Origin of the sequence: Streptoverticillium reticulum, assembly GCF_047456005.1 — a bacterium.
GTDB lineage: Bacteria > Actinomycetota > Actinomycetes > Streptomycetales > Streptomycetaceae > Streptomyces > Streptomyces reticulum.
In genome coordinates this window covers 5,090,312-5,117,043 of the sequence record NZ_CP179755.1, presented here as the reverse complement: position 1 = coordinate 5,117,043, position 26,732 = coordinate 5,090,312, and the positions used below count along the sequence as shown (strand labels likewise).

15 protein-coding genes are annotated in these 26,732 nt (G+C 73.7%); 6 read left to right on the top strand and 9 right to left on the bottom strand.

The window, feature by feature from the left end; genetic code table 11:
• The first annotated feature begins 22 nt into the window (after positions 1-22).
• The 4 genes from ACMATS_RS23305 to ACMATS_RS23290 all read left to right on the top strand — a co-directional run bounded on the left by ACMATS_RS23305 (position 23) and on the right by ACMATS_RS23290 (position 7,387).
• On the top strand, positions 23-3,535 hold the full coding sequence (locus tag ACMATS_RS23305) for an FtsK/SpoIIIE domain-containing protein (RefSeq protein ID WP_414170774.1): 3,513 nt from the start codon (positions 23-25) through the stop codon (positions 3,533-3,535).
• Between the two features lie 270 nt (positions 3,536-3,805).
• On the top strand, positions 3,806-5,149 hold the full coding sequence (locus ACMATS_RS23300; protein ID WP_414168925.1) for an ABC transporter substrate-binding protein: 1,344 nt from the start codon (positions 3,806-3,808) through the stop codon (positions 5,147-5,149).
• 13 nt (positions 5,150-5,162) lie between these two features.
• On the top strand, positions 5,163-6,503 hold the full coding sequence (locus tag ACMATS_RS23295) for a carbohydrate ABC transporter permease (protein WP_390781974.1): 1,341 nt from the start codon (positions 5,163-5,165) through the stop codon (positions 6,501-6,503).
• Positions 6,500-7,387 carry a carbohydrate ABC transporter permease gene (locus tag ACMATS_RS23290; protein ID WP_390781973.1) on the top strand — a complete coding sequence of 296 codons (888 nt, stop codon included), beginning with the start codon at positions 6,500-6,502 and terminating at the stop codon, positions 7,385-7,387. Before ACMATS_RS23295 ends, ACMATS_RS23290 begins: the two co-directional genes overlap by 4 nt.
• An 18-nt stretch (positions 7,388-7,405) precedes the next feature.
• Here ACMATS_RS23290 and ACMATS_RS23285 read toward each other — a convergent pair whose 3' ends face one another.
• On the bottom strand, positions 7,406-8,920 hold the full coding sequence (locus tag ACMATS_RS23285; protein WP_414168924.1) for a glycosyltransferase family 39 protein: 1,515 nt from the start codon (positions 8,918-8,920) through the stop codon (positions 7,406-7,408).
• 72 nt (positions 8,921-8,992) lie between these two features.
• Here ACMATS_RS23285 and ACMATS_RS23280 point away from each other — a divergent pair, with 72 nt between their 5' ends.
• Positions 8,993-10,678: a glycosyltransferase family 2 protein gene (locus ACMATS_RS23280; RefSeq protein WP_414168923.1), complete on the top strand. Its 1,686-nt coding sequence runs from the start codon at positions 8,993-8,995 to the stop codon at positions 10,676-10,678.
• 91 nt (positions 10,679-10,769) lie between these two features.
• Here ACMATS_RS23280 and ACMATS_RS23275 read toward each other — a convergent pair whose 3' ends face one another.
• From ACMATS_RS23275 to ACMATS_RS23250, 6 genes are read right to left on the bottom strand one after another with little or no spacing between them, the layout of a single operon-like run.
• Complete coding sequence (locus ACMATS_RS23275; protein WP_390781971.1) at positions 10,770-11,909, bottom strand: glycosyltransferase; 1,140 nt, start codon at positions 11,907-11,909, stop codon at positions 10,770-10,772.
• Entirely contained in the window at positions 11,903-14,713 is a 2,811-nt protein-coding gene (locus ACMATS_RS23270) for a CDP-glycerol glycerophosphotransferase family protein (protein WP_414168922.1), read from the bottom strand. The genes ACMATS_RS23275 and ACMATS_RS23270 overlap by 7 nt, the downstream gene beginning before the upstream one ends.
• 3 nt (positions 14,714-14,716) lie before the next feature.
• Positions 14,717-15,991 carry a glycosyltransferase family 87 protein gene (locus ACMATS_RS23265; protein WP_414168921.1) on the bottom strand — a complete coding sequence of 425 codons (1,275 nt, stop codon included), beginning with the start codon at positions 15,989-15,991 and terminating at the stop codon, positions 14,717-14,719.
• Entirely contained in the window at positions 15,988-17,502 is a 1,515-nt protein-coding gene (locus ACMATS_RS23260) for a hypothetical protein (RefSeq protein ID WP_390781968.1), read from the bottom strand. The genes ACMATS_RS23265 and ACMATS_RS23260 overlap by 4 nt, the downstream gene beginning before the upstream one ends.
• A gap of 9 nt (positions 17,503-17,511) precedes the next feature.
• On the bottom strand, positions 17,512-18,333 hold the full coding sequence (locus ACMATS_RS23255) for a polyprenol monophosphomannose synthase (protein WP_414168920.1): 822 nt from the start codon (positions 18,331-18,333) through the stop codon (positions 17,512-17,514).
• A 44-nt stretch (positions 18,334-18,377) separates the two neighbouring features.
• Positions 18,378-19,457: a sugar phosphate nucleotidyltransferase gene (locus ACMATS_RS23250; RefSeq protein ID WP_390781966.1), complete on the bottom strand. Its 1,080-nt coding sequence runs from the start codon at positions 19,455-19,457 to the stop codon at positions 18,378-18,380.
• Between the two features lie 168 nt (positions 19,458-19,625).
• On the opposite strand from ACMATS_RS23250, the gene ACMATS_RS23245 reads away from it, so the two are divergent.
• Complete coding sequence (locus ACMATS_RS23245) at positions 19,626-20,177, top strand: GtrA family protein (RefSeq protein WP_390781965.1); 552 nt, start codon at positions 19,626-19,628, stop codon at positions 20,175-20,177.
• On the opposite strand, the gene ACMATS_RS23240 is transcribed toward ACMATS_RS23245, so the two are convergent.
• Both ACMATS_RS23240 and ACMATS_RS23235 read right to left on the bottom strand, forming a co-directional pair.
• Entirely contained in the window at positions 20,105-21,262 is a 1,158-nt protein-coding gene (locus ACMATS_RS23240; protein WP_414168919.1) for a hypothetical protein, read from the bottom strand. The two genes, ACMATS_RS23245 and ACMATS_RS23240, sit on opposite strands and share 73 nt — an antisense overlap.
• A gap of 116 nt (positions 21,263-21,378) precedes the next feature.
• Positions 21,379-26,385: an NAD-glutamate dehydrogenase gene (locus tag ACMATS_RS23235; protein ID WP_414168918.1), complete on the bottom strand. Its 5,007-nt coding sequence runs from the start codon at positions 26,383-26,385 to the stop codon at positions 21,379-21,381.
• Positions 26,386-26,732: the final 347 nt, after the last annotated feature.

Sequence of the window (26,732 nt, the reverse complement as noted above, 5' to 3'; positions counted from 1 at the left end):
CAGGAAGGGACCGTTGACGGCGATGCAGATCCGGCTGACCGTCCTCGGGCCGCTCGGCGGCCACACCCACAGCGCCGCCGCGGCGGCCCACGTCTCGTGCGACGTGCTGGTCACGGCCCCCGTGGGCACCGCCCTCGCCGGTGTCGCGAGCGGCCTCGCGGCCGCCGTCGCCGCGGCCGGCTCCGACCTCGGCACGGGTGCCGTCGCGGTCTACGCCGGCACCGAGCGCCTCGACCCGCAGCGCTGCGCCCTCGGCGAGCCGCCGCTGATCGACGGCGCCGTCCTGTCCCTGAACGCCCCGGCGGACCCCGAGCGGCACGCGGGCGTCCTGCTGTCCGGCGTCCCCGAGTCCGCGGCCCGGCTGCACGTCGTCTCCGGCCCCGACGCGGGCGGTGTGCACCTGCTACACGGGGGCGAGGTGCGGGTGGGCCGCTCCAGCGGGGCGGACGTCCCGCTGGACGATCCGGACGTCTCCCGGCTGCACTGCGCGGTCACCCTGTCCGACGAGGACGGCAGCATCACCCTGCACGACCTGGGCTCGACGAACGGCACGGTCCTCAACGGCGAGCGCGTGGACGGCCGGGCCGTCCCCTTTCCTCCCGGCTCGCTGCTGCGGGTCGGCGAGTCGACCCTGATCCTCCACGCGGGGCCCGGCGGCGACGCACCGGAGGCGACTCCGCGGGTGCTGCCGGCGGTACCGGACGGCGAAGGGCATCTGCGCGTGGGGCAGTTGGCCTCGGCGGAGCAGTCCGTCAAGCTGCCCGGACAGCAGACCGCGACGGAGGGCCGCACGGGAACTCCCCTGCCGCACAGCCCCGTTCCCGCACCGGGCGGGAGAGAAGCACCCCTGACGGCCGCGGCCGTCCCGGGAGTGCCCGCACAGGCGACCGCCGCCGAACCGGCAGCGGTGCCCGCACCGATGCCCGCGCCCGAGGCGCAGCGGCCCCCGGCGGCGGCCAGGGCGACGATCCCCCCGCAGGCCGCCCCGCCCTCCGAACAGCCGCCCCGCACCGGCGACTTCGAGCAGCCCGGCCACCTGCCGTCCACCGCCCCCACCGGCTATGCCACCGGTACTCTCGGCTTCGACGGCGGCACCGTCCGCCGCCCCGCGCCCGCCCACTCCGGCTACGCCGGCCACACGCCCGGCGCCGCCGGGACCGTCCGCGGCGTCGGCTCCGCCTCCTTCACCCCCGGCGGCCACGACGACCCCAGCCCCGAGACCCTCGGCGGCCGCGGCCTGCCCCTCGCCGTCGACGCGGATCCGGACGTGGACGACCCCGCCGAGCCGCGGCGCGGCAAGCTCGGCCGCGGGATAGGGGCCTGGGCCCGGCGGCTCGCCACCGGGCGGGGCACGGCGCAGCGCGGAAGCGGCGAGGACCCCGAGGCGGACGGGCCGGAGAGCGAGGCCGGACAGGCACTCGCCACCGCCGCCGCACTGCGCGGGCGCTGGCCCGATCCGGCCGCCGTGCTGCTGACGGCCCTCGGGCCCGGGCCGCACCTGTGGGAGCGCGGCCCGCACCACCCCGACCTGCTCACCGTCCGGCTGGGCACGGCCGACCGCGGCCTGCTGCCCTCCGTGCCCGTCACCGTCTCGCTGCGTCAGGCCGGCGCCCTCGGCCTCGCCGGGCCGCGCGAGCGGCTGTCCGGGCTCGCCCGGTCCGTGCTGTCCCAGCTGGCCGCCCTGCACCGCCCGGCCACCCTGGAGTACGTGCTGATCAGCGCGGACCGCGCGCGCCCCGCCGAGGAGCGACTGGCCGAGTGGTCCTGGCTCGGCTGGCTGCCGCACACGCGGCCCGCGCACGGGCAGGACTGCCGGCTGCTCCTCGCGTACGACCGCGAGCAGGCCGAGGCCCGCACGGCCGAGCTCGTACGCCGCCTGGACGACGGCCCGCTGGGCCCCGGCTGGGCCACGGCGCCCCCCGAGGCGGTGGCCGCGGCGGCCGTGCAGCACCGCGGCCCGTACACCGTGCTGATCGTCGACGGCGACCCGGGCTCGACGGCGCTGCGGGACACCGTCGCCCGGCTGGCCGGGAGCGGCGCGGCGGCCGGCATCCACGTCGTCTGCCTGGCGGAGGCCCCGGCCACCACGCCCTCCTCCCCCGTGTCGGCCACCCTCGCCACGGCCCAGGCCGCCTCCCCCGCCTTCGCCCAGTGCGGGGCGGTGGCCCTGCTCAGCGGTGACGTGGCCACGGTGGTGCAGGTCATCCAGCGCGCCCCGGCGGGTTCGCAGGGCCCCGTCGTGCCGGCGGTGGTGCCGGCCGTCGCGGGCACGACACTCGTCGCCGCCGTGGACGCGGTGTCGGCCGCGTGGGCCGAGCGGTTCGCCCGGGCGCTGGCCCCGCTGCGCATGGCGGAGGGAGCCGGTGCCGACGGGGGCGCCCGCGTGGCGGCCGTACTGCCGCGCGCGGCACGGCTGTTGGACGAGCTGGGGCTCGCCCGCGCCACGCCCGCCTCGCTCACCGCCCGCTGGGCGGCCGCGACCGACCGCGGGGCCCGGCCCGGCGGCCGGGCCGTCGCCGTGCTCGGCGCCGGGCCGCACGGCCCGCTCGCCGTGGACCTCGCGGGCGACGGCCCGCACCTGCTGGTGGAGGGCGGGCCCGGCAGCGGCAAGACCGAGCTGCTGCGCTCGCTCGCCGCCTCGCTGGCGGCCGCCGACCGCCCCGACCGGCTGTCGCTCGTCCTCGTCGACGGCGCCGCCGCCGAGCGCGGCGAGGGCCTGCGCATGTGTACGGACCTGCCGCACGTGTCCACGTACCTGGCCGCGTCCGACCCGGTGCGCATGCGGGAGTTCGCGCAGGCGCTCGCCTCGGAGCTCAAGCGGCGCGCGGAGCTGCTGGGCACGCTCGACTTCTGCGCATGGCACGACCGGAACCCCGCTCCCCCGGCGCCCGACGCCCCCGGCGTCGTGGGCGCGCGGGGCGGCGACCTGGATTCCCCGCCGAGCGGCACGCTCAAGCTGCGGACGCAGCGCGGCGGTCCGACGCGGACAGCGGAGACGGCGCTGCCCCGGCTCGTCGTCCTCGTGGACGACTTCGACGCCCTGGTCGCCCCCGCCCTGGGCAGCACGGGCCGCCCGGCGGCCGGCTCGGTGGTCCGGGCACTGGAGGCGGTGGCCCGCGACGGCGGGCGACTGGGCGTGCATCTGATCGCCGCGTCCGGGCGTCCGGACCGTACGGCCGAGACGGCCGCGGTCGAACGGGCTGGGCTGCGGGCGACGCTGGAGATCGCCCCGGCGGCGGAAGGCACCGGCTCCGGAGCCGACGGCGAACCGGCGCCCGGCCGGGGCCGGTTGCAGCGGCCGGACGACGGAGGCGTGACACCGTTCCAGGCGGGCCGCGTCACGGGCCGCATCCCGCGCACGGCGACGCTCCGCCCGACGGTGGTGGCCCTGGACTGGCAGCGCATGGGCGACCCGCCGGCCCGCCGCCCGGTACGGGAACTGGGGAACGGCCCGACCGACCTGGCCCTGCTGGCCAGCGCGTTGCAGCGCGCTGCGCAGTCGGCGGGGGTACAGGCGGCTCCGCCGTTGCTGTGAGGGAAGTTGAGGCCCCGGTCCCACCCCTTCGCCGCTTCTCGGGGCTCCGCCCCGAACCCCGGTCCTCACCCCCCAGCCAACGCTGGGAGGTGCCCCCAACGGGCTGATTTCAGCCCGTCCGGCGTTTGAGGACGAGCGGCGGAGCCGCGACAACAGCAACCCCGGGGGCGGCAGCCTCCAGGAGACGGCACCCCGCACGCACTATTGCGGCAACCGCCTCCCCGGCGTACGACTTGTCGCACGGGAGTGCGGTCACGGGGAGGTCCGGTCATGCGTACGGCACCATTACTCGCTCTGGCCACGGCGGTCGTCCTGACCGCCGCCGGCTGCAGTAGCGGCAGCACCGACAAAGACACCAAGGGCGACAAGAGCGCATCCGCCGTCCCCCACACCCTCCAACTCCCCAGGCTCACCGGCCAGAAGCTCAAGGTCACCGCCGTCTGGACCGGCGTCGAGCAGCAGAACTTCACCAAGGTGCTGGACGAGTTCCACCAGCGCACCGGCGCCGACGTCTCCTTCGTGCCCAGTGGCGACGACATGTCGTCGTTCGTCGGCTCCAAGATCGCCGGTGGCGACCCGCCCGACGTCGCGATGCTGCAACAGCCCGGCGTCCTGCGCGAGTTCGCACAGAAGGGCTGGCTCAAGCCGCTCTCCGCCGGCACCACCGCCGAGCTGAACAAGAACTTCGCCAAGGGCTGGCAGGACCTCGGGGCGGATCGGGGCAAGCAGTACGGCGTGTACTTCAAGACCAGCAACAAGTCCCTGGTCTGGTACAACGCCAAGATATTCGGCGCCGCCGGCGCCAAGGAGCCCAGAACGTGGCCGGAGTTCCTGCGCACCGCGCAGGCCATCGCCGACTACGGGGTCTCCCCGGTCTCCGTCGGCGGAGCGGACGGCTGGACGCTCACCGACTGGTTCGAGAACGTCTACCTGTCCCAGGCGGGCCGCGAGAAGTACGACGCCCTGACCACCCACAAGATCAAGTGGACGGACCCGTCCGTCAAGGACGCGCTGACCACGCTGGGCCGGCTGTTCGGCAAGAAGGAGCTGCTCGCCGGCGGCAACGAGGGCGCCTTGCAGACGCAGTTCCCCACGTCCGTCACCCAGGTCTTCGCCGGTGGCGACAAGGCCAAGGCCGCCATGGTCTACGAGGGCGACTTCGCCGCCGCCAACGTCACCGCGGCCAAGGCGTCCATCGGCACCGACGCCAAGGTCTTCCCCTTCCCCGCGGTCGGGGCCGAGCCCCCGGTGGTGACCGGCGGCGACGTGGGCGTGGCGCTCAAGGACGGGCAGGCGGCGCAGGCCCTGCTGACCTTCCTGGCCTCGCCGGACGCGGCCGCCATCTGGGCCCACCAGGGCGGCTTCGTCTCGGCGAACAGGAACCTGGACCTCGCCGTCTACCCGGACGACGTCCAGCGCTCGATCGCGAAGGCCCTCGTCGGCGCCGGCGACGGCTTCCGCTTCGACATGTCCGACCAGGCGCCCGCCGCCTTCGGCGGCAAGCCGGGACAGGGCGAGTGGAAGGACCTCCAGGACTTCCTGAAGAACCCCTCCGACGTCGCGGGCATCCAGCAGAGACTGGAGGACGACGCGGCCAAGGCGTTCAAGAGCTGACGGGAGCGGTCCCGTGGCCTCCACCACGCACGGCACACGCGTCACACGAACCCGCAAGGCCCGCGGAGCGCTCGGCACCCGCCCCTGGGCGGCCGCCTGCTTCCTGCTGCCCGCGCTGGCCCTGCTCGGCGCCCTCGTCGTCTACCCCATCGGCTACTCCGTCTACCGCAGCCTCTTCGACGCCTCGGGCCACGGCTTCGTCGGCCTCGGCAACTACCACGAGGTCTTCTCGGACGACCGGATCCGTACGGCCCTGAAGAACAACGTCATCTGGGTCGTCGTGGCCCCGACCGTCGCCACCGCCCTCGGCCTGGTCTTCGCGGTGCTGACCGAACGGGTGCGCTGGGGAACGGCGTTCAAGCTGGTGGTCTTCATGCCGATGGCCATCTCGATGCTGGCCGCGGGCATCATCTTCCGGCTGGTGTACGAGCAGAACCCCGACCGCGGCGTCGCCAACGCCGTGTGGGTCGGCATCCACGACACCTTCGCCGCGCCCGCGCCCTACCCCGGCGCCCACCCGCGCCCGAACGCGGACCTCGCGGCGAGCAGCGGCGGTGCGTTCACGACGCGGACACCGGCCCACGCCGGCGCCCCCGTGCTGCTGCCCCTCGTGGCCGTCAAGCCGGAGGACGTGGGCGGTGCGCACCAGGCGGCCCCGGCGAAGGCGGTGCCCGGGAAGGTCACCGGGACGGTGTGGATGGACTTCACCCGGGGAGGCGGCGGGACGCCGGGCCGCATCGACCCCGGTGAAAAGGCCCTGTCGGGCATGAAGGTCGAGGCGGTGAAGGGCGCCACGACCGTCGCCTCGGCGACGACCGCCGCCGACGGAACGTTCACCCTGCCCGCCGCCGCGGACGGTGCGCAACTGCGCCTGCCCGCCGCGAACTTCGCCTCCGCCTACGGCGGGGTCGACTGGCTCGGCCCGTCCCTGGTGACGCCGTCCATCATCGGCGCCTACATCTGGATGTGGGCCGGCTTCGCCATGGTGCTGATCGCGGCGGGCCTGGCGAGCGTGCCGCGCGAACTGCTGGAGGCGGCGCGGGTGGACGGCGCCAACGAGTGGCAGGTCTTCCGCCGGGTGACGGTGCCGCTGCTGGCGCCCGTGCTGGCGGTGGTCGTCGTCACGCTCATGATCAACGTTCTGAAGATCTTCGACCTCGTCTACATCATCGCCCCCGGCTCCAGCCTCCACGACGCCAACGTCCTCGCCCTCCAGCTGTACCAGTCGTCGTTCGGCACGGACGTCAACCAGGGCGTGGGCAGCGCGATCGCGGTCTTCCTGCTGCTGCTCGTCCTGCCGGTGATGTACGTCAACCTCCGGCGGATCCGCAGGGAACGGGAGCAGCGCCGATGACCACCACGCACCCGCACACCACCGCGCCCGCCCGGCCGTCGCTGCCGGCCCGGATCGCCGCCCGCGCCGGCGGCGGACTGCTGCGCCTCTTCCTCGTCCTGACCGGCCTGTTGTGGCTGACGCCGACCGTGGGCCTGCTGCTGTCCTCGCTGCGCGACCGCTCGGACATCGCGGCCTCGGGCTGGTGGCAGGTCTTCGTCCACCCGGCACAGTTGACGACGTCCAGCTACAGCACGCTCTTCCACAACTCCAAGGTCATCCACTCCCTGCTGACCACCGCCCTGATCACCGTCCCGGCGACGGTGCTGGTGATCCTGATCGGGGCGCTCGCCGGATACGCCTTCGCCTGGCTGGACTTCCCCGGCCGGGACGGGTGGTTCATGGTGGTCGTGGGACTGCTGGTGGTGCCGGTGCAGGTGGCGCTGATCCCGGTGGCGAAGCTCTTCAACGCGCTGGGCATCTTCGAGACCACCCCCGGAGTGGTCCTCTTCCACACCGCCTTCGGGCTGCCGTTCGCGGTCTTCCTGCTGCGGAACTTCTTCGCCGAGATCCCCCGCGAGCTGCTGGAGGCCGCCCGGCTGGACGGGGCGGGCGAACTGCGGCTGTTCACCCGGGTGGTGCTGCCGCTGGGCGGACCGGCCATCGCCTCGCTGGGGATCTTCCAGTTCCTGTGGGTGTGGAACGACATGCTCGTCGCGCTGATCTTCGCGGACAGCGGCAACCCGCCGATCACCGTCGCCCTGCAGCAGCAGGTACGGCAGTTCGGCGACAACGTCGACATCCTCGCCTCGGGCGCCTTCCTCTCGATGGTCGTTCCGCTGGCGGTCTTCTTCGCCTTCCAGCGCCAGTTCGTCAGCGGCGTCATGGCGGGCGCGGTGAAGTGACGGCGGAGCCGGCCGCGCTCACCGCCGCACGTACAGCGACACCGCGCCGCCGTGCACGTACACCGACGACTCCTCCCGGTACAGCGCGCCCAGCACCCGCGACTTGGCGTACTCCGCGCGCTGGGCGCGGAACCAGCGGGTGCCGACCGTGTTGGTGTCCCACACCACCCACACGCGCTCGCTCGGGGAGAGCCGCGCCAGCCGGGCGCGGAGCTCCCCGCTGCTCACGTCCTCGCCGAAGAGGGTGCCGGAGGCGGCGGCCGAGCGTTTGAGGGTGAGGTCCTTCAGACCGGTGAAGTCGCTCGGGTAGAAGAGCGCTATGCGCCGCTCGTAGTGCGGCAGGAACAGCACCGCGTCGCCCGGCCGGGCCACCGCCCCGACCGCCGTGGCCACCCGGGCCGGCTCGTCGCCCCGGCTCGACGGCAGCCGCTCCCGCTCCTGGAAGGGCAGTTGCCACACGAACGCCCCCGCCACGGCCGCCACTCCCACCGCCACGGCGACGCCCCGCCACGGCAGCAGCACGAGCAGCCGCTCGGCCCCGGCGGCGGCGAGCAGCGGCACCCCCGCCAGGCAGAACAGCAGGTAGCGGTCGAGGAACAACGGCTGCTGCTGGGACGCGGCGTACAGCAGGACGGGCGGGACGACCGCCAGCGGCAGGGCCACCGCGTGCAGCGGGAGCGGCCCGGTGCGGGGCAGGGGGAGAAGGACGCCGACGGCGATCAGCAGGAGCGTCACGGCCAGGACAAGGTCCCCGGGGCCGGCGAAGGCGTAGAGCAGGGCCTTGGCCTGCTCGTAGCCGGGCGTGCGGAGCCAGGAGACCTGCTCGCTCTGGCCCTGCGAGAGCGCCGCCAGCGGCGCGAGCAGCGCGCAGGCGGCCAGGGCCGCGCAGCACCAGCCCCGCCAGACGGACCAGGGCACGCGGGAGACCAGCAGCGTGACGGCGTGTGCGGCCAGCAGCAGGATCGCGAACTCGTGCAGCAGCGCCGTGACCCCGACCACCGCGCCGTAGCCCGCCCACCAGCCGGACGCGCCGCGCTCGACGGCCCTCAGCAGCAGCCACGTCGCCAGCGCCGCGCCCGCCGCGACGAGGGCGTACGACCGGCCCTCCTGCGCGTAGTGGCTGACGAACGGGGTGGCCGCGTAGAGCAGTCCGGCCCACAGCCCGACCCGGGGACCGGCCAGGCGACAGCCGATCGCCGCGGTCAGGGAGGCGGTCGCGGCGGCAGCCGCGACGGACGGCAGCCGCAGGGTGACCTCGTCGGCGTGCAGGGCCAGCACGGCGTGCATGAACAGGTAGTAGAGGCCGTGCACGGCGTCGACGGTGCCGAGCAGGTGCGCGATCTCGGGCAGGGAGCGGCACGCGACCTGGAAGGTGGCGCCCTCGTCCCGCCACATCGTGCCGCGGTCCAGGCCCCACAGGCCGAGGACGGCCATGAGGGCGGCGGGCGCCAGGACGGCGGCGGCCCGGCCCGCCCTCTCCGGGGTCACGGCGGGCAACCGCCCCCGCAGCCGCTGTGCAGTCGTCCGTGCCATGTCCGCCCCTTGCGCGTGCGTCGTTCCCCGATGAGACATATTTGTCGGACCTGTCGGATAAAGATGTATTTCGTGATCGCGAACGTGAACGACGACGGAACTCCCGCCGTCGGCACTCCGGACCCGGCCCCGGACCTGGATTCGGCCCCGGACCTGCCCGCCGCGCGGATCAGCGTGATCGTCATCGGCTTCGACGACGCCCGGCACATCGGCGCGGCGGTGCGCTCCGCCCTGGCACAGGGGCCGGTCGTCGCCGAGGTCGTCGCCGTGGACGACGCCTCCACCGACGGCACCGGCGCCATCCTCGACCGGCTGGCCGCCCGGGAGCCCCGGCTGCGGGTCGTCCACCGCAGCGTCAACAGCGGCGGCTGCGGCACTCCCCGCAACGACGGGCTGCGCGCGGCGACTTCGCCGTACGTGATGTTCCTGGACAGCGACGACGTGCTCCCCGCGGGCGCGGCCGCCGCCCTGCTGCGCGCCGCGCTGCAGCACGACGCACCCGTGGCGGCCGGGTTGTGCGTACGCCGGGAGCTCCCCCAGCGGCGCGACACCCGCTGGCAGCCCGGCCTCTACCGCACGGCCGCCGTCCACGACCGGCCCGAGGCGCACGCGGCCCTGCTGCCCGACACCCTCTGCGTCAACAAGCTCTACGCGCGCGCCTTCCTCACCGGGAACGGCATCGCCTTCCCCGAAGGGCCCTACCGCTACGAGGACTTCGTCTTCACGGCCCGGGTGCTGGCAGCGGGCCCGCGCGTGGCGACCGTCCCCGACGCGGTCTACATCTGGCACGTGCGCCGGAACACGGACCGGCCCTCGCTCTCCCTCGACCGGGACCGCATCGGCAACTGGCAGGCCCGCGTCCTCGCCCACCAGCACGCCGTGGAGATCCTCCGCGGCGCGGGCGGCACGGCGCTCGCGCAGGCCGCGCGGGTGAAGTTCCTCGACCACGACCTGCGCATGTACGTCCGCGAACTGCCCTCCCGCGGACCCGCGTACCGGCGCGCCTGGTGGCGCGTGGCGCGCGGCTGCCTGGCCGCGTACGGGGAGGCCGAGTTCGCGGCGGCCCGCGCTCCCGCGCGCTGGATCGCCCGGGTGCTGCTGGCGGCCGGGGCGCCGCGCGACCTGGAGCGGCTGGCCCAGCTGGCCGCCCGCCCCGCCCGGCTGCTGCCGCCGTACGCGGCGGTCGCCGGGCTGCCGGTATGGGCCCACGACCTGCCGGCGGTCGTCCTCGACGGGCTCACGGGGCCCGGCGCGAAGCCGGTGCGGCGGCTGCCGGTGACGGTGGACGCCGGACTGCGGACCGGCCCGGCACGGGCGGAGCTGCGGCTGCGGGTGCACGACCTCTACGGGCGGCTGGCCCAGGCCGGACCGCGGAAGGTGACGGTGGAACTGCGCCTGCGGGGCGGCGAGCCGGCCGTCGCGTACGCCGCCCCGCTGACGCCCGAGGGCCCGGCCGTGTGGGGAGCGCGCCTGTACTTCGGCCTGGGCGCACTGGCCGCACAGGGCTCCGGGGGCGGGACGCAGGTCTGGGACGTACGGGTGCGCCTCCACTGCGGGCGCGGCGGCGCCCCGCTCCGCACGGCGGTCCGGGCGACGGGCCCCGGGCTGCGGCGGACGATCCTCCCGAGCGCCCGGCACGGCGTCCTCCTGGCCCAGCCGTACGCCACGGCAACAGGCTCCCTGGCCCTGCGCCTTGCACCGGGGGTACGGGGGGCGGTGGGGGTGGTGGTACGGAGGATGCGGGGGTGGTTCCGTTGACGTAGGGGGTCGCGCCCCGCAGGGGCGCGGGGAACTGCGCGACCAGCCGAATCGGACCCGCACCCGAAGAACCGCCCGCCAAACGAAGCGCTCAGCGCCGAATCTCATCGAACAGCCCCTCCCACCGATCCAGCACCGCCCCCAGGCGCAACGGCGCCACATGGGCCCGGGCCGCCTGCCCGTACCGCACCCGCAGCCCCGCATCCGCCATCAGCTCGCGCAACGCGCACGCAAACGCCTCCGCATCCCCCGGAGGGACCAGCGCCCCCGTCCTCCCCTGCACCACCAACTCCCGTACTCCGCCCGACAGATCGAAACTCACGCACGGCACCCCGGCGGCAGCCGCCTCCGCCAGGGCCATCGGCCGGCCCTCGCGCTCGCTCGTCAGGGCCACCAGCGACAGCTCCCGGTAGGCCGCGGCCATGTCGCGCACCGTGCCGCGGAAGCGGACCCGGTCCGCGACGCCCAGGCGCGCGGCCAGCGCCCGCAGCCCCGGCTCCTCCGGGCCGTCGCCGAAGAAGTGGAGCTCCCAGCCCGGGACTTCGGCAGTCGCGGCCGCGAAGGCCTCGATCAGCCGGTCCAGCCGCTTGACCGGATCGAGCCGCCCGACGGCCCCCACGCGCCGCGTGTCCAGCGGCGCGTCCCCGGCCGGCTCGAACGGCAGTGGATTCGGCATCACCCCCGCGTTCGGCAGCCGTCTCCGGCGGAACTCCGCCGCGTCCGCCTCGCTCAGGAAGAGCGCCTTCTCCAGGGCGGGGTAATGCTTCAGGATCAGCCGGAGGTTGGGCGTGTGACACGCCTGGGCGTACGACTCGTGGTACTGCCCGATCCCCTTCAGCCCGGGCGGCCGCGGCACCCCCTCCAGCCACACCGCCGCCCACGGCGAGCCGATGACGACGTACCCCTCCGGCGCCCGGGCGAGCCGCCGCGCCAGCCGCTCCCGCGCCCGGTCGCGCTCCGCTCGGGCGGCCCGTGCCGCCCGCAGCCGGGCCGGGCTGAACCGCTCGGCGAGCGAGCCCGCCTGCCAGGAGGGCGGCGCCGGGGACCGGTACAGCGTGGCGTGCCCGTAGCCGGGGTCGGCGTGGTACGTGTGCGGTTCGGGGCTGGGCCGGATGCCGATCAGCTCCACGCGGTGGCCCCGGCCGGCGAAGCCCTGCGCGAGCGTGTGCAGCACCCGCTGCGAGCCGCCCATGGAGTCGACGTCGATGCCGACGAGGTACAGGTTCAGCACGGCGCGCGCCCTTCGCAGAAGAACTGATCCACCACGTCCTTGCTCGCGCGCCCGGTCTCCAGCGGGTTGAACCGCGCCTGGAACCGGGCGTACGCCCCGGCCCACTCCTCCTGGACGGCCCCCAAGTCCCTCAGTGCGGCCACCAGTTCACCGGTCCGGGAGAACATCGGACCCGGGGCGATCTCCCGGAGGTCGTAGTACGTGCCGCGCACGGCCGTCCGGTACTGCTCGTAGTCGTCGGCGTAGAGCAGGATGGGGCGGCCGAGATTGGCGTAGTCGAACATCACCGACGAGTAGTCCGTGAGCAACGCGTCCGAGGCGAGCAGCAGGTCGTTGAGGTCGGTGAACTCCCGGCCGTCGCGCACCGCGTGCCCCAGTTCGCGCGGCACGGTGTACCGCTCGTAGTAGTGCGGCCGGACGACTACCGTCCACTCCTCGCCCACGGCGCGCACCAGCTCCGCCAGGTCGACGCGGAGCGACGCGCCGCTGTCGCGTGCCCCGTCGCGGAAGGTGGGGGCGTAGAGGAGCACGCGGCGCCCGTCGGGGATCTGGAGGCGCTCCAGGGTGGCGGCGGCCCGGTCGCGCTGGGCGGGGTCGTTCCAGCGGACGAGCGCGTCGTTGCGGGGCAGGCCGGTGTGCAGCAGCCGGCCGGTGTACTCGTTGGCCCGGACGAAGGTGCGCTCGAACTCCTCGCCGGGGCAGATCAGGGCGTCCCAGCGGGCCACCATGGCGCGGTGCTGCTGCTGTCGTGCAGGGCCGGCGAGGCGCAGTTCGGGGACGTCGAAGCCCATGTGCTTGAACGCCTGGCCGTGCCAGGTCTGGAGGTAGCGGGTGCCGGGGCGCTTGGGGAACGGTCTGGGAAACCCGTGCGAGTCCACCCAGTAGCGGGCGCGGGCGACGGCCCGGAGGTACTCCCAGCTGCCCCGTCTGACCAGCTCGACGCCCGGGGGGTAGGAGGCGCGGCTGCCGGTGTACGACCAGACGATGCGCAACGGGAGCCCGCGGCGGCGGAGTTCCTCGTGGAGGTAGCGGGGGCTGTCCGCGTAGCCGCGGCCCTCCAGGGCCTCGAAGACGGCCAGGCCGTCGTCGACGGGGAGCCGGCACAGCTCGTGGTGGGCGAGCTGCTTGGCGCGGGTGCCGGTGACCCGGCGGGCGAGCCTGCGGATGCGGCGCGGCACGGGGCCCAGCCGGGGTGCGGCCGCCTCGGCCCGGGCGAGGGCGCCCGTCCGCTCCCAGGCCACCTGGAGCCGCCCGGCACCGCGCTGCTCGCAGCCCACGCGCACCGTATGACGGCTCAACGCGGCCTGCAGCGGGGCCGTTCCGACGGGGGCCAGCACCGGATCGGTGCGGGTGAGGCCCAGCCTGCCGAGGACGACGACGGGGTGACGCCACCCCCGGAACCCCTTGAGGCCGAGCGGGACGCGCCGCAGGTCGACGTCGAACTCCGCGGTGCGGACGGCTCCGTCGCCGTCGGCCGGTGCGTAGCGGAACGGCACCGCGAGCGGGCCGGCGGTCGTGGTGAGGCGCAGCTTCGCGCTGATGGGCACGGGCCCGTCGAGCAGCCGCCCGGGGTCGTACGTCCGGAGCGCGATCCGCAGGACCGGGCCGCGGAGGCCGAGCCGCTCCGCCTCGTGCCGCAACGGGACGGTGGCGAAGGGCTGTTCGTCCAGGTGCCAGTCGGTGATGTCCAGGGCCGCGGCGGTCGCCTCGTCGCCGGGGAGGGCGGAGCCCCAGTACGTCCGGCCGTCGCCGTCCCGTACGACGTGGCGGGGGGCGATGCGGGGGCGGTCGAGCGTGCGGGCGCATTCGGCGGCCTCGGCGAACCGGCCTGTGCGCAGGAGGTGTTGGCAGATCTGCTGCTCGCGCGGGATCGCTGCGTGCGCCGCGGCGCCGATGCCGTCCAGGCAGGGGGCGACCGCCGCGGCGAACCCCGCGATCCACTGCTCGTCGCGGAACGGCAGGTCGCCGAGGTAGAGGCGCAGGTCGTGGCGGAGGAACTTGGCGTCCTTGGCCGGGCGGAGGTCCGCGTTGCCGGTCTCCTCCAGGAAGGCGTCGGCCAGGCGGGCCACGGTGACGCGGTCCGTCGCGTTGCGGAGGCTGTGGCGGCTGGAGGAGATGGACGGCGCGTCCGGGCCGGCGGCGAGCCGCCAGGTGTAGACGGGCCAGGGCACGACGGCGAAGGTGCGCGCGAGGGTGAAGGCCTGGGCGGTGAAGAGCCCGTCCTCGTAGTGCAGGCCCTCGGGGAAGCGCAGGCCGTGACGGACGAGGAAGTCCGCGCGGTAGAGCTTGTTGGTGGAGAGGGTGTCGAGGAAGTACTCGGGGGCGGCGCGGATGCCCTCGACGAGGCGGACGTCCGCGAAGAGTTCGGGGTACCAGAGGCCCTCGGTGCCGGTCTCCTCGGCGTACCGGGTGACTTCGCCGGTGACGAAGTCCGCGCCGGTCTCCTCGGCCGTGAGCAGCAGTGACTTGCAGGCGTGGTACGGGAGTTCGTCGTCGCTGTCGAGGAACATCAGGTATCCGGCCCGCGCGGCGTCGATGCCCGCGTTGCGCGGGGTGCCGCAGCCGCCGCTGTTGACGGGCAGGCGCAGGAGGCGCACCCGCGGGTCGGCCTGTGCCAGCGCGCGGGCGGCGGCGGGGGTGCCGTCGGTGGAGCAGTCGTCGACGACGATCACTTCGAGGTTGCGCAGCGACTGCCCGAGGACCGAGCGCACGGCGCGGGGCAGCCGCCCGGCGTCGTTGTGGACGATCACGACCACGCTGACGTCGGGGCAGGGCCGGGGCTGTTCAGGCGGAGCAGTGGACACGGGTCACCTCATTTCGGGACGATTCCCTGCAGCGGGATCACTACACAGAGAGTAACCATCGCCACTGACAGTGACCAGACCCCCCTTCCGCCGCCAGGCTCGGAAGGCCGCCAGCCCCAGCACCGCCGCCATCCCCGTGTACATGACGATGTCCTTGAAGGCGTGCCGCCGTGCGCTCTCGACCCCGGGCCACGGCACCCCGCCGAGCTGCGGCACCAGCACCATCCAGAACCACACCGACCGCACCGCCGCCGCGCGCACCACCACCGACGCCGCGAGCGACGGCACCACCACCAGCGCGTAGTTGAGGAAGGACGGCCGCGACCCGAGGAACGCCGCCAGCATCAGCAACGACGCCGTCTCCACCAACCGCAGCCCCTTCTCTCCCCCGCACCTCCAGCGCACCGCGGCACACCCGAGCACCACCAGCGACACCACCACCGCGAGCCCCAGGGCCACCGGGTGCGGCATGCCCACCCGCTCCAGCACCGCGGGCCACGACGCGTCGAACGGTCGCGCGTACGCGTCCTGGCCGTGCAGCAGGAACGGCAGCGTCCGGGTGAAGAACAGCTCCGGGCGCGGCATCGCGACCGCCGCGACCAGGGACACGGAGGCCGGCAGCGTCACCGCCCAGATCAGGGCCCGCCACTTCCGGGCGAGGACGAACAGCAGCAGAACGGGCACGAGCATGGGCTTCAGCGCGATGGACGCGCCCACGACCCCTGCCGCCGCCTCCCACCGCCCGCGCCGCGCCAGCAGCAGCGCCAGAGGAAAGGCCGCCACGGAGACGACCGTCCAGTTGCCGAGCGAGACGATGCTGTGGAACGGCAGGAACAGCGCCGTCCCGGCCGCCAGCGCGGCCGCGAGCCGGCTGTCGGCCCGGACGTCGAAGAGGGCCAGCGCCGGCATCAGCGACAGCGCGACGAACAGCCCGGTCACGGCCGGTACCGCGTAGAACAGCAGACGCTCGCTCAGCAGCGTCTGCGGCAGCGCCGCGAAGGCGGCCCCCGGCAGGTACAGGAACCGCCGGTCCGCGTAGGGCGAGCCGCCCTCCAGCAGGGTCCGGGCGGCACGCACCACCACGTCGTTGTCGATGCCGATGGCCTCCTTCGCGTACGCCCGTACCGTGCTCAGCGCGAGCAGCAGCACCGCGGCGACGGAGACCGGACGCGACGTCCTGGCGCACAGCCAGCGGGAGAAGTCGTCACCGGATGCGGGGACGGCGCCGGCCTCCGGCAGCGGGGCGACGGGATCCGGGACGGCTGCGGGCGCGCTCACCGGGCCACGACCTCCAGCAGCGCGAGCCCGCCCGGCCCCCGGGCGGCCGTGCGCAGGGCCGGGTCGTCCTGCGGCAGGCCCGAGCCGCCGCTCTTCTGCAACACCCAACGCACGTCGAACTCCTTGAGGATGCCGAGCCGTTCGGCCCGGGAGGTGGCAGGGGCGAAATAGCGCCGGGTGGCGTCCCGGCGCTGCTTCTCGTCACGGAGGAAGACATCGGGGTAGGCGGGGGCGACCGTGTAGGGCCCGTAGGCGGGGAGAATGCGGAGGGCGTAGTAGTCGTCCGTCAGCACGGTCGCCCCCGCGGGCAGCCGCCGCGTGGCCCAGGTGAACCGCGGCCACAGCGCGATCGCCGGGGCGCCGCGCAGCACGGGCGGGACGGCCTCGCGGCGCAGCACGTACGAGACCACCCCGGCCTGCGTCCAGGCCCCGGCCAGCAGGGCCGTCGCCGTGACCGCGGCCAGGACCCGGCGCCGGCGCGGGCCGCCGGACTCCACGGCCGCGGCGGTCTCCAGGGCGAGGGCGAGCTGGGCGGGCAGCAGGACGGCGGGCAGGACGCGTCCCCAGGCGTAGTGCCCGGACAGCCAGCCCGCGGCGAAGACCGTCAGGCCCAGGGCGCAGAGCAGCACCAACGGGTCCCGCCGGTCGCGCCGCATGCGCAGCACGAGTGCCGCCCCGCCCAGGGCCACCAGGCAGAACTTCTGCGGCAGTCGGCCGTACAGCGGCCGGTGGACGGCGTCCAGGCCGGACGGTCCCAGCAGCGAGAAGAAGGAGTAGTACGGCCAGAGCAGCAGCACCGCCACCGTCACGGCGCCCCCGACAGCCGCCCGCAGCAGGACCGTACGCCCGGGCCACGGCCGTGCACCCAGCAGCACGGCGGCAACTCCCAGCAGGGCGACGGCTCCTGTGAACGGATGGATCAGCAGCACCAGGGCGAGCAGCAGCCCGAGCGCCGCGAAGGCGGGCAGCCGCCAAGCCTTGGCCACGGCTGTGCGCAACAGGGCCCACAGATGCAGCGCCATACCGAGCGCCAGAGTGCTCGGATAGGCAAGCGTCAGCGCCAGCGAGGTGAGCCCTGGCACCCCGCTCCACGCGAACAGCCGCACCCCGTACAGCAGCAGCACGCACAGCAGCGCAAGCGGCACGGCTGTGCGTGCACGGCTGAACGTGCGGACGAACGCACGGATGCCGCTGCCGAGCACGACGAGACCGGCCAGACCCGCCAGCCGCAGCACCGCGAACGTGCTCCAGCCGGTCACGGAGGCCAGCAGCGCCAGCAGGACCGTCCACGGCGAGTAGTAGGGGCTGGGCGTGTCCGCGTCCACCAGCGGGTTGCCGGGGTGGAACAGGTCGGTACGCAGCCGCTCCAGCACCGCGCCGTGCATCCCCAGGTCGCCGGACCAGGGCAGCCGCACCACCATCAGCAGCAGCAGGACGGCCAGCAGCAGGGCGGCGGCCGTGGCCGCCCGCCGCGGGAGGTCCGCCCGGAGGGCGAGGGGGTGCGGGGTCACGGTGACCGCTCAGCGGGCGCGGTGATGTCCGTGTCCCCCGGGGGCGCGCAGTGCCTTGGAGCGCAGCCGCCAGGGCATGGCGACGGATTCGAGCTGGACCGCGAGGTTCATCTTGGACTCCCCGGCGGTCCGGTCCTCGAAGTGGATCGGCACCTCCATGACGGTGAAACCGGCGCGCAGCGCGCGGTACTTCGTCTCCACCTGGAAGCTGTAGCCCGCGCTGTCGACGGAGGCGAGGTCGATGGTCTGCAGGGCCTCCGCGCTCCACAGGTTGAAGCCGCTGGTGATGTCGCGCACGCGGGTGCCGAGGATGGTGGAGGCGTAGGCGTTGGCCCAGCGGGAGAGCAGCTTGCGGTGCGCCTTCCAGGCGTCGGAGAGGGTGCCCCCGGGCACGTAGCGGCTGCCGACGACGACGTCCGCGCCGGTGGCGAGGGCGACGCCCAGCATCTCGGCGATCTTGTCGGCCGGGTGACTGCCGTCGGCGTCCATCTGCAGCACGTACGCGGCGCCCTCGTCGACGGCGCGGGCCATGCCCGCGGCGTAGGCGCGGCCGAGGCCGTCCTTGGTGGTGCGGTGCAGCACGCCGACGCGGGTGCGGCCGGGCTCGTTGTACTTCTCGGCCAGCTGCTCGGCGATGTCGCCGGTGCCGTCGGGGCTGCTGTCGTCGACGACCAGCAGCCGCAGGCCCTCCAGGGGGAGGGCCATGAGCGCCTCCGCCATGGTGGGCAGGTTCTCCGCCTCGTTGTAGGTGGGCATCACCACGGTCGTCGTGGTGCGGCCCCATTCGCCGGGGAGCGGTCTGCCGGGGTCGGGGATGCGCGGAGCACTCATGGGCCCATCCTTGTCGGTACGCCGGTACGGCTCGGGTTCGGGGTTCAGACGGCGGAGTAGCGGATCGCCGCGTCGGGGATGGCGGTGCCGCACCAGATGCGGGCTCCGTCGCGCAGTTCGTTGTCCGCGCCGACGGTGGAGTGGTCGCCGACGACGGCGCCGTCGAGCACGGTCCGGGCGCCCACCCGGGCGCCCGTGCCGATCATCGAGGCCCGCACCCGTGCCCCCGCCCCGATACGGGCGCCGTCCAGGACGACGGAGCCGTCGATCTCGGCGCCCGCCTCGACGTGGGCCCCGGCGCCGACGACCGTGCCCCCGCCGAGCCGGGCCCCGGGCTCGACGCGGGCGCCGGGCAGCACCAGGCACTCGCCGGGCTCCCCGGGCACGGCCGGCGAGTGCACGATGCCGCGGACGAGGTCCGCGGAGGCCTGGATGAAGGACGCGGGACGGCCCAGGTCCAGCCAGTACGCGGGGTCGACCACCCCGTGCAGCAGGGCGCCGCCGGCCAGCAGCCCGGGGAAGGTCTCCCGTTCGACGGAGACCGGGCGGCCCGCCGGGATGGCGTCGATGACCTCGCGCCGGAAGACGTAGCAGCCCGCGTTGATCTGGTCGGTGACGATCTCCTCGGGGCGCTGCGGCTTCTCGGTGAAGGCGGTCACGCGCCCGTCGGCGCCGGTGGGCACGAGCCCGAAGGCCCGCGGGTCGGCGACCCGGGTCAGGTGCAGGGTGACGTCGGCCTGGGCCCGCTCGTGGCGGCGCAGCAGCTCGCGGGCGTCGAGTCCGGTGAGGATGTCGCCGTTGAGGACGAGGACGGGGTCGCCGGGGCCGGCCTCGAGGGCGGGGGTGGCGGCGCGGATGGCGCCGCCGGTGCCGAGCGGCTCGTCCTCGGTGACGTAGGTCAGCCGCAGTCCGTGGGCGGAGCCGTCGCCGAAGTAGGGCTCGAAGACCTCGGCGAGGTAGCAGGTGGCCAGCACGACGTGGCGGACGCCGGCGGCTCTGGCGCGGGCCAGCTGGTGGGCGAGGAAGGGCACCCCGGCGGCCGGGACCATCGGCTTCGGCGTGTTGATGGTGAGCGGCTGGAGCCGGGTCCCCTTGCCGCCGACGAGCAGTACCGCCTCTGTCATGCCTCGTCCCTCGTCATGCGCTGGCCTCGCTGTCGTCGCCTGCTGTCGCCTGCTGTCGTCGTACCGTCGCACTGCGTCATCTTCCGCGGCAATTTACACTACAATCGGTTGTCTGCGCGCACTGTGCGCAATGTCCGCTATGCGTGGCGACCGTACAGGGAGAGGCCCTTGCGACCGAGGGAACCCGGGAAGAAGAACGCGCCCGCCCGGACGGGGCTGCGGGCGCTCGGTCAGGAATTCGCCAAGTTCGGCACCGTGGGCGGGCTGGGGATCTTCGTCAACCTGGCGGTCTTCAACCTGTGCCGGGGCGTCACCGGCCTGCCGGTGGTGCGCTGCAGCGTGATCGCGACCGTCGTCGCCATCGCCTTCAACTACCTCGGCCTGCGCCACTTCACCTACCGCGACCGCGACCGCGGCCGGCGCAGCCGGGAGATCCTGCTCTTCGCGGCCTTCAGCGCCGCCGGGCTGGTCGTCGAGAACGGCGTCCTGTACGTCGCCACCTACGGCTTCGGGCTGCACACGCCCTTCGAGAGCAACGCGTTCAAGTTCCTCGGCATCGGGACCGCCACGCTGTTCCGCTTCTGGTCCTACCGCGCCTGGGTGTTCCGGGCCCTCCCGGTGCACGGCCTGCCGCACGGCGCCGCCCCTCACGGCGACCCCTCGAACACCACGAGCAGCCCGGCCGCGTACCAACCCGAGACCACCGCACCCCCACCGTAGAGACAGATCTGCACGCCAAGCGGAGCACGCGCGAGCGGCCGGGCCACCAACAGCAGCAGAACCGGCAGGAACGGCAGCATGAAACGTGGCTTGGAGAACGGCGAGCCGGGCGTCCCGACCGTCAGCACCCAGGCCCCCGCGAGCGCCGCCACCAGCGGCCACGGCACCGTGCGGTCCAGCGCCAGGGCCAGCACCCCGACGGCCGTCAGCAGGACCAGCGCGAACACGGCGGCGTGCCGCACGTCGTCGGTGCCGTGGACGTTCCGGTAGAACAGGATGCCCTTCAGGACGTGCGCCGTGCCCCGCCCGAAGTCGAAGCTCTGCCCCCACGCCTTCTCCGCCTCGAACCAGCCGTCCGCACGCCCCACATGACTGCCCAGGAACAGCCAGCTGCCCGCCAGCCCCAGCGGGGCCAGCACCAGCACCGCCCACGGCCGCCACCCGCCGCGGCGCCGCACCAGCGCCCAGCAGGCGGCCAGCAGCACCGTCCCCACCAGCACCGTGGCCGTCGGCCGCACGGTCCCGGCCACCACGCACAGCACCGCGGCCGTCAGCCAGCGGCCCGCCAGCAGCGCCACCAGCGTCCACAGCAGCACCGCGGCGAACACCGCCTCCGAGTACGGCACCCACAGCGCGAAGGCGTAGGGCGAGGCGGCCCACAGCGCCACGCACGCGTACCCCGCGGCCGCGCTCCCGCCCACCACCCGGACCAGCCGGTACGCCCCCGCCCCGGCCAGCGCGGCCGCGCACCAGGAGACCGCCACCCCCGCGTACGCGTACGGCAGGCGCGTCACCACGTGCATGCCCCGGACGAGCGCCGGGACGAGCGGGAAGAAGGCGAGCCGGGTGAACCTGGGCGTCCCGTCGTCGCGCAGCGGGAGCGAGCCGGGATAGCCGCGTTCGGCGATCTTCAGGTACTGCCCGCTGTCCCACCGGTGCAGCAAGTAGCCGACGGAATGGCCGAGATGGTGATTGATCAGCAGACAGACCGCGAACCCCACGCCCGAGACGGCCAGCTGGACCCCCGCCGCGACGACCGTCCCCCGGACCGGCCGACCGCCAACAAGCCGCGAAACGACTCTCATTCGTCTCTCTTAGCACGGCAAAGGGGCGGCCCCGGGAACAATTCCCCAGGACCGCCCCTTTTGTGCAAGGCGTCGAATTCTTGTCAGCCCGCGTTCACCGGAAGACCGGATTCCGGTCAGGTGTGGGTACGGAGCAGCGTGCGCATCGTCCGCATGGCGACCGACAGGTTCGCCAGGTCGAACGCGTCCGAGCTGCGGATCTCGTCCAGCGTCGTCCGCGCGCGGTTGAGGATGGCCGCGTTCTTCTCCTCCCACGCACCGAAGCGCTGCTCCGGCGTCGAGGTGCCGTTGCCCACGGACAGGACGTCGGAGGTGAGCGCCGCATGGGCCGCGTAGAGGTCCTCACGGATGGAGGCGCGGGCCATGGACTGCCAGCGGTCGGACCGCGGCAGATCGATGATCTTGTCCATCAGCTGGCTGATGTGCAGACGGTCGCCCAGGTCGTAGTAGACCTCGGCCACGTCCAGCGGGGCCTTGCCGATGCGCTCGGCGATGGCGACGACGTCCAGCGCGGGGAAGGCGGACGAGAAGCCCGCGACCCGCATCGCCAGCTCGCCCGGCACGCCGGCCTCCACCAGCTCGTCGTTGATCGACTGCCACCAGGTGATGTCGGCGCCGCGCAGCAGCTTGGGCAGCTCGGCCCAGACCGTGTCCACGCCGTCGCGGAAGAACTCGATCGTCTCCGTGAGCTGCAGCGGCTGCGGCCGGTTGTTGAGCAGCCAGCGCGTGCCGCGCTCGACCAGGCGGCGGGAGTGCAGCCGGATCCGGGTCTGCACGTCGGCGGCGACGATGTTGTCGAGCGACTCGACGGCGTCCCACACGGCGTTCAGGCCGAAGATCTCCCGGGCCGCGGTCTGCGCCCGGACGATCTCCTCGATCGAGGCGCCGGTCTCCTCGCGCAGCCGGTGCAGGAAGGTCGAACCGCCGGAGTTGACCGTGTCGTTGACCAGGACGGTCGTCACGATCTCGCGGCGCAGCGGGTGGGTGTCGATCTGCTCGCCGAACGACTGGCGCAGCGCCTGCGGGAAGTAGGCGTACAGCAGCCGCTCGAGGTACGGGTCGTCGGGCAGCTCGGTGCCGAGCAGCTCCTCCGCCGTGGTGATCTTGATGTAGGCGAGCAGGACGGCCAGTTCGGGCTGGGTCAGCCCACGGCCGCCGGAGAGCCGCTCGCGGATCTGCCGGTCGGTGGGCAGGAACTCCAGCGCGCGGTCGAGGTGTCCGTCGCGACCGAGGCGGCGCATGATCCGCTGGTGCGCGTGGAGCAGGCTGGGGGCCTGGTCCACGGCGTTGGCCAGCGCCACGTTCTGCGCGTAGTTGTTGCGCAGAACGAGCTCGCCGACCTCGTCGGTCATCTCGGCGAGCAGCTTGTTGCGCTGCTTGACGGTCATGTCGCCGTCGGTCACCAGGGCGTTGAGCAGGATCTTGATGTTCACCTCGTGGTCGGAGGTGTCCACGCCGGCGCTGTTGTCGATCGCGTCCGTATTGACCCGCCCGCCCGTGGAGTCCGGACCGCCCGCCATGGCGAACTCGATCCGGCCGAGCTGGGTCAGGCCCAGGTTGCCGCCCTCGCCGACCACCTTGACGCGCAGGTCCCGGCCGTCGACGCGGATCGCGTCGTTCGCCTTGTCGCCCACGTCCGCGTTGGACTCGGCGGAGGACTTGACGTAGGTGCCGATGCCGCCGTTCCACAGCAGGTCGACCGGCGAGCTGAGGATGGCCTTCATCAGCTCGGCGGGGGTCATCTTGGTGACGCCCGGCTCGATGCCGAGGGCCTCGCGCACATGGGCGTTCAGCGGGATCGACTTGGCCGTGCGCGGGTGGATGCCGCCGCCCGGGGACAGCAGCTTGGTGTTGTAGTCGGCCCAGGAGGAGCGGGGCAGCTCGAACAGCCGGCGGCGCTCGGCGTAGGAGACGGCCGCGTCCGGCGTCGGGTCGAGGAAGATGTGGCGGTGGTCGAAGGCGGCCACCAGGCGGATGTGCTCGGAGAGCAGCATGCCGTTGCCGAACACGTCGCCGGACATGTCGCCCACGCCGACGACCGTGAAGTCCTGGGTCTGGGTGTTGTGGCCGAGCTCGCGGAAGTGCCGCTTGACGGACTCCCAGGCGCCGCGGGCCGTGATGCCCATGCCCTTGTGGTCGTAGCCGGCCGAGCCGCCGGAGGCGAAGGCGTCGCCCAGCCAGAAGCCGTAGGACTCGGCGACCTCGTTGGCGATGTCCGAGAAGGTCGCGGTGCCCTTGTCGGCGGCGACGACGAGGTAGGTGTCGTCCTCGTCGTGACGCACGACGTCCTTGGGCGGGACGACCTCGCCGCCGACCATGTTGTCGGTGATGTCGAGCAGACCCGAGATGAAGGTCTTGTACGAGGCGATGCCCTCGGCCAGCCACGCGTCACGGTCCACCGACGGGTCCGGCAGCTGCTTGCCGACGAAGCCGCCCTTGGCGCCGACCGGCACGATGACGGTGTTCTTCACCATCTGCGCCTTGACCAGGCCGAGGATCTCGGTGCGGAAGTCCTCACGCCGGTCGGACCAGCGCAGACCACCGCGCGCGACCTTGCCGAAGCGCAGGTGCACGCCCTCGACGCGCGGGGAGTAGACCCAGATCTCGAACGCCGGGCGCGGCGCCGGCAGGTCCGGGATGGCCTGCGGGTCGAGCTTGAGGGACAGGTACGGGTGCGGCTTGCCGTCGACCTTCTGGAAGTGGTTCGTCCGCAGCGTGGCCTTGATGACCGTCAGGAAGGCCCGCAGGATGCGGTCCTCGTCCAGGCTCGCGACCTGGTCCAGGGCGCCGTCCAGCTCCTCCATCAGGCCGTCGGTCAGCTCCGTGCCGGCGCGCTGCAGCGACGGCGACATCCGGGCCTCGAAGAGGTTGACCAGCAGGCGGGTGGTGTGGACGTTGTTGCTGAGGGTGTCCTCCATGTACGCCTGGCTGAACGGCGAACCGGCCTGCCGCAAGTACTTGGCGTAGGCCCGCAGGACCATCGCCTGGCGCCAGTCGAGACCGGCGCGCAGGACGAGGTTGTTGAAGTTGTCGTTCTCCGCGTCACCGGCCCACACGGCGGCGAAGGCGTCCTGGAAGCGGTGGCGGGCGTCGTCGCCCTCGACCCGCTCGGGCATCCGCAGGCCGAAGTCGTAGATCCACGCGGTCGTCCGGTCCGAGCAGCGCAGCTCGTACGGGCGCTCGTCGACGACCTCGACGCCCAGGCGCTGGAGCACCGGCAGCACGGCGGACAGGGAGACCGGCTCGCCCGTGCGGTAGATCTTGAAACGGCGCTCGCCGGGGGCCGCGCCGACCGGCTCGTAGAGGCTGAGCTCGAAGTCGCGGTCGCCGCCGGCCGTGGTCAGCTTCTCCAGGTGACCGAGGTCGGAGACGGCGCCGCGCGGGCTGTGGTCGGCCTTGTAGCCCTCGGGGAAGGCCTGGCCGTAGCGGCGCAGCAGCTCGGCGGCGCGCTCCTCGCCGACCTCGGCGGTCAGCGTCTCGGCGAAGCCGTCGGCCCAGGAGCGGGCGGCCTCCACCAGGCGGGCCTCGATGCGCTCGGCATCGGCGTCGGTGAGGTCCGGCAGGGTCGAGCCGGGCTCGACGCGGACGACGAAGTGCAGCCGGGAGAGGACGGACTCGGTGTTCCAGGCCGTGAAGTCGACGCTGGTGCCGTTGAGTTCTTCCTTGAGGATGTCGATCAGCCGCAGCCGGACGGCCGTGGTGTAGCGGTCGCGCGGCAGGTAGACGAGGGCGGAGAAGTAGCGCCCGTACTCGTCGCGGCGCAGGAACAGCCGCAGCCGGCGGCGCTCCTGGAGGTAGAGCACGCTGGTGGCGATGGAGCGCAGCTGGTCGGGCGGGGTCTGGAAGAGCTCGTCGCGCGGGTAGGTCTCCAGGATCTGGAGCAGGTCGCGCCCGTCGTGGCTGTCGGCGGAGAAGCCCGCGTCGGCCAGCACCTTGGCGACCTTGCGGCGGATGACCGGGACGCGGCGGACGGACTCGGTGTACGCGGCCGAGGAGAACAGGCCCAGGAAGCGGCGCTCGCCGATGACGTTTCCGTCGGCGTCGAACTTCTTCACCCCGACGTAGTCGAGGTAGGAGGGACGGTGCACGGTGGCACGGCTGTTGGCCTTGGTCAGGACGAGCATCTTGTGCTCGCGGGCCTTGGCGCGGGCGTCCGCCGGGAGCCGGCTGAAGGACGGGGAGGTCGGCCGGGAGAGCGGGGCGTGGTGGCCCTCGTGGTGCCCGTCCGGGGTGTGGGCGGGGTCGGAGCGCAGGATGCCCAGACCGGTGCCCGGAACGGCGCTGAGGGTGTCTTCCTCGGCGCCGTCCGTACCGACCTTCGTCAGCTCGTACTCGCGGTACCCCAGGAAGGTGAAGTGGTCGGCGGCGAGCCAGCGCAGCAGCTCGCGGGCCTCGCTGACCTCGGTCTTGGGGACGTCGGAGGCGACGGGCTCGGAGGGCAGGCCGTCGGCGATGCGCAGCGCGGCGTCGCGCATCTTCTCCCAGTCCTCGACGGCCTCGCGGACGTCGGAGAGCACGCGTGCCAGGTCGGCGGCGATCTGCTTGAGGTCGTCGCGGTCGGTCTCGCGGTCGGTCTCGACGTGGATCCAGGACTCGACGAGCGCGTCGTGCGGCAGCTCGGCGCCCTTGCCGGTGCCGTGGGCGTCGCAGGAGGAGCCGAGGACCTCCAGAAGGCGGCCGGTGAGGTCACGGCGGACGACCACCTGCGGGTGGATCACCACGTGGATGCCGCGGTTCTGGCGGGAGAGCTCGTTGGTCACCGAGTCCACCAGGAAGGGCATGTCGTCGGTGACGACCTCGACCACGGAGTGGCTGGACGTCCAGCCGTTCTCCTCGACGGTCGGGGTGTGCACCCGGACGTTCGCGGTGCCCTGGGGGCGGTTCTCCGCAAGCCGGTAGTGCGAGATGGCGGCACCGTAGACGTCGACCGGGTCGCGGCCGGTCAGGTCCTCGGGCGCCGTGTGCAGGTAGTAGCGCTGGAGGAAGGCGACGAGGGCCTCGTGGTCGAGCCCGCCCTCGCCCTTCGGCCCGTTCGTCTGCGGCCCCCCGGCCGGTCCGCTCTCAGCGACGCGGGCTGCCCGCTCGAGCAGCTCGGCCTTGGCTTCGTCCAGCTTGGTCTGCATGTCCTCTGGCTCCTGTCGCGCGCCGTTGCGTGACATAGGTGGTGATGGCATCACGCCGCGACCCGGGGTGTCCGGTCGTCTTCGACGGTATGCCTGGATGAGGGGTGACCGGGCCGTTCCTGGCCAACTGCGTCAGTCGCGCCCGGTTCCGGGGACCAGCGCCGGCCGGGGCGCTGTGGCGCTCCGGGTGCAGGACAGGAGCGTCCACGCCCCTGACTGGATATCGCGCTGATCACCTGGTAAGGCTATCGCTCTTCCCCTGGAACACGTCACGAGGCGTTTGTGCACAAAACATGGGCCTCAACTTTGACACTCTGCACAGCGACGCGGAGGTTCCTCTTCCTCTT

Coding starts and splice junctions, on each gene's coding strand:
- ACMATS_RS23255 (WP_414168920.1), bottom strand. CDS start 18,333: ATGAGTGCTCCGCGCATCCCCGACCCCGGCAGACCGCTCCCCGGCGAA.
- ACMATS_RS23305 (WP_414170774.1), top strand. CDS start 23: ATGCAGATCCGGCTGACCGTCCTCGGGCCGCTCGGCGGCCACACCCAC.
- ACMATS_RS23300 (WP_414168925.1), top strand. CDS start 3,806: ATGCGTACGGCACCATTACTCGCTCTGGCCACGGCGGTCGTCCTGACC.
- ACMATS_RS23240 (WP_414168919.1), bottom strand. CDS start 21,262: ATGAGAGTCGTTTCGCGGCTTGTTGGCGGTCGGCCGGTCCGGGGGACG.
- ACMATS_RS23250 (WP_390781966.1), bottom strand. CDS start 19,457: ATGACAGAGGCGGTACTGCTCGTCGGCGGCAAGGGGACCCGGCTCCAG.
- ACMATS_RS23290 (WP_390781973.1), top strand. CDS start 6,500: ATGACCACCACGCACCCGCACACCACCGCGCCCGCCCGGCCGTCGCTG.
- ACMATS_RS23235 (WP_414168918.1), bottom strand. CDS start 26,385: ATGCAGACCAAGCTGGACGAAGCCAAGGCCGAGCTGCTCGAGCGGGCA.
- ACMATS_RS23285 (WP_414168924.1), bottom strand. CDS start 8,920: ATGGCACGGACGACTGCACAGCGGCTGCGGGGGCGGTTGCCCGCCGTG.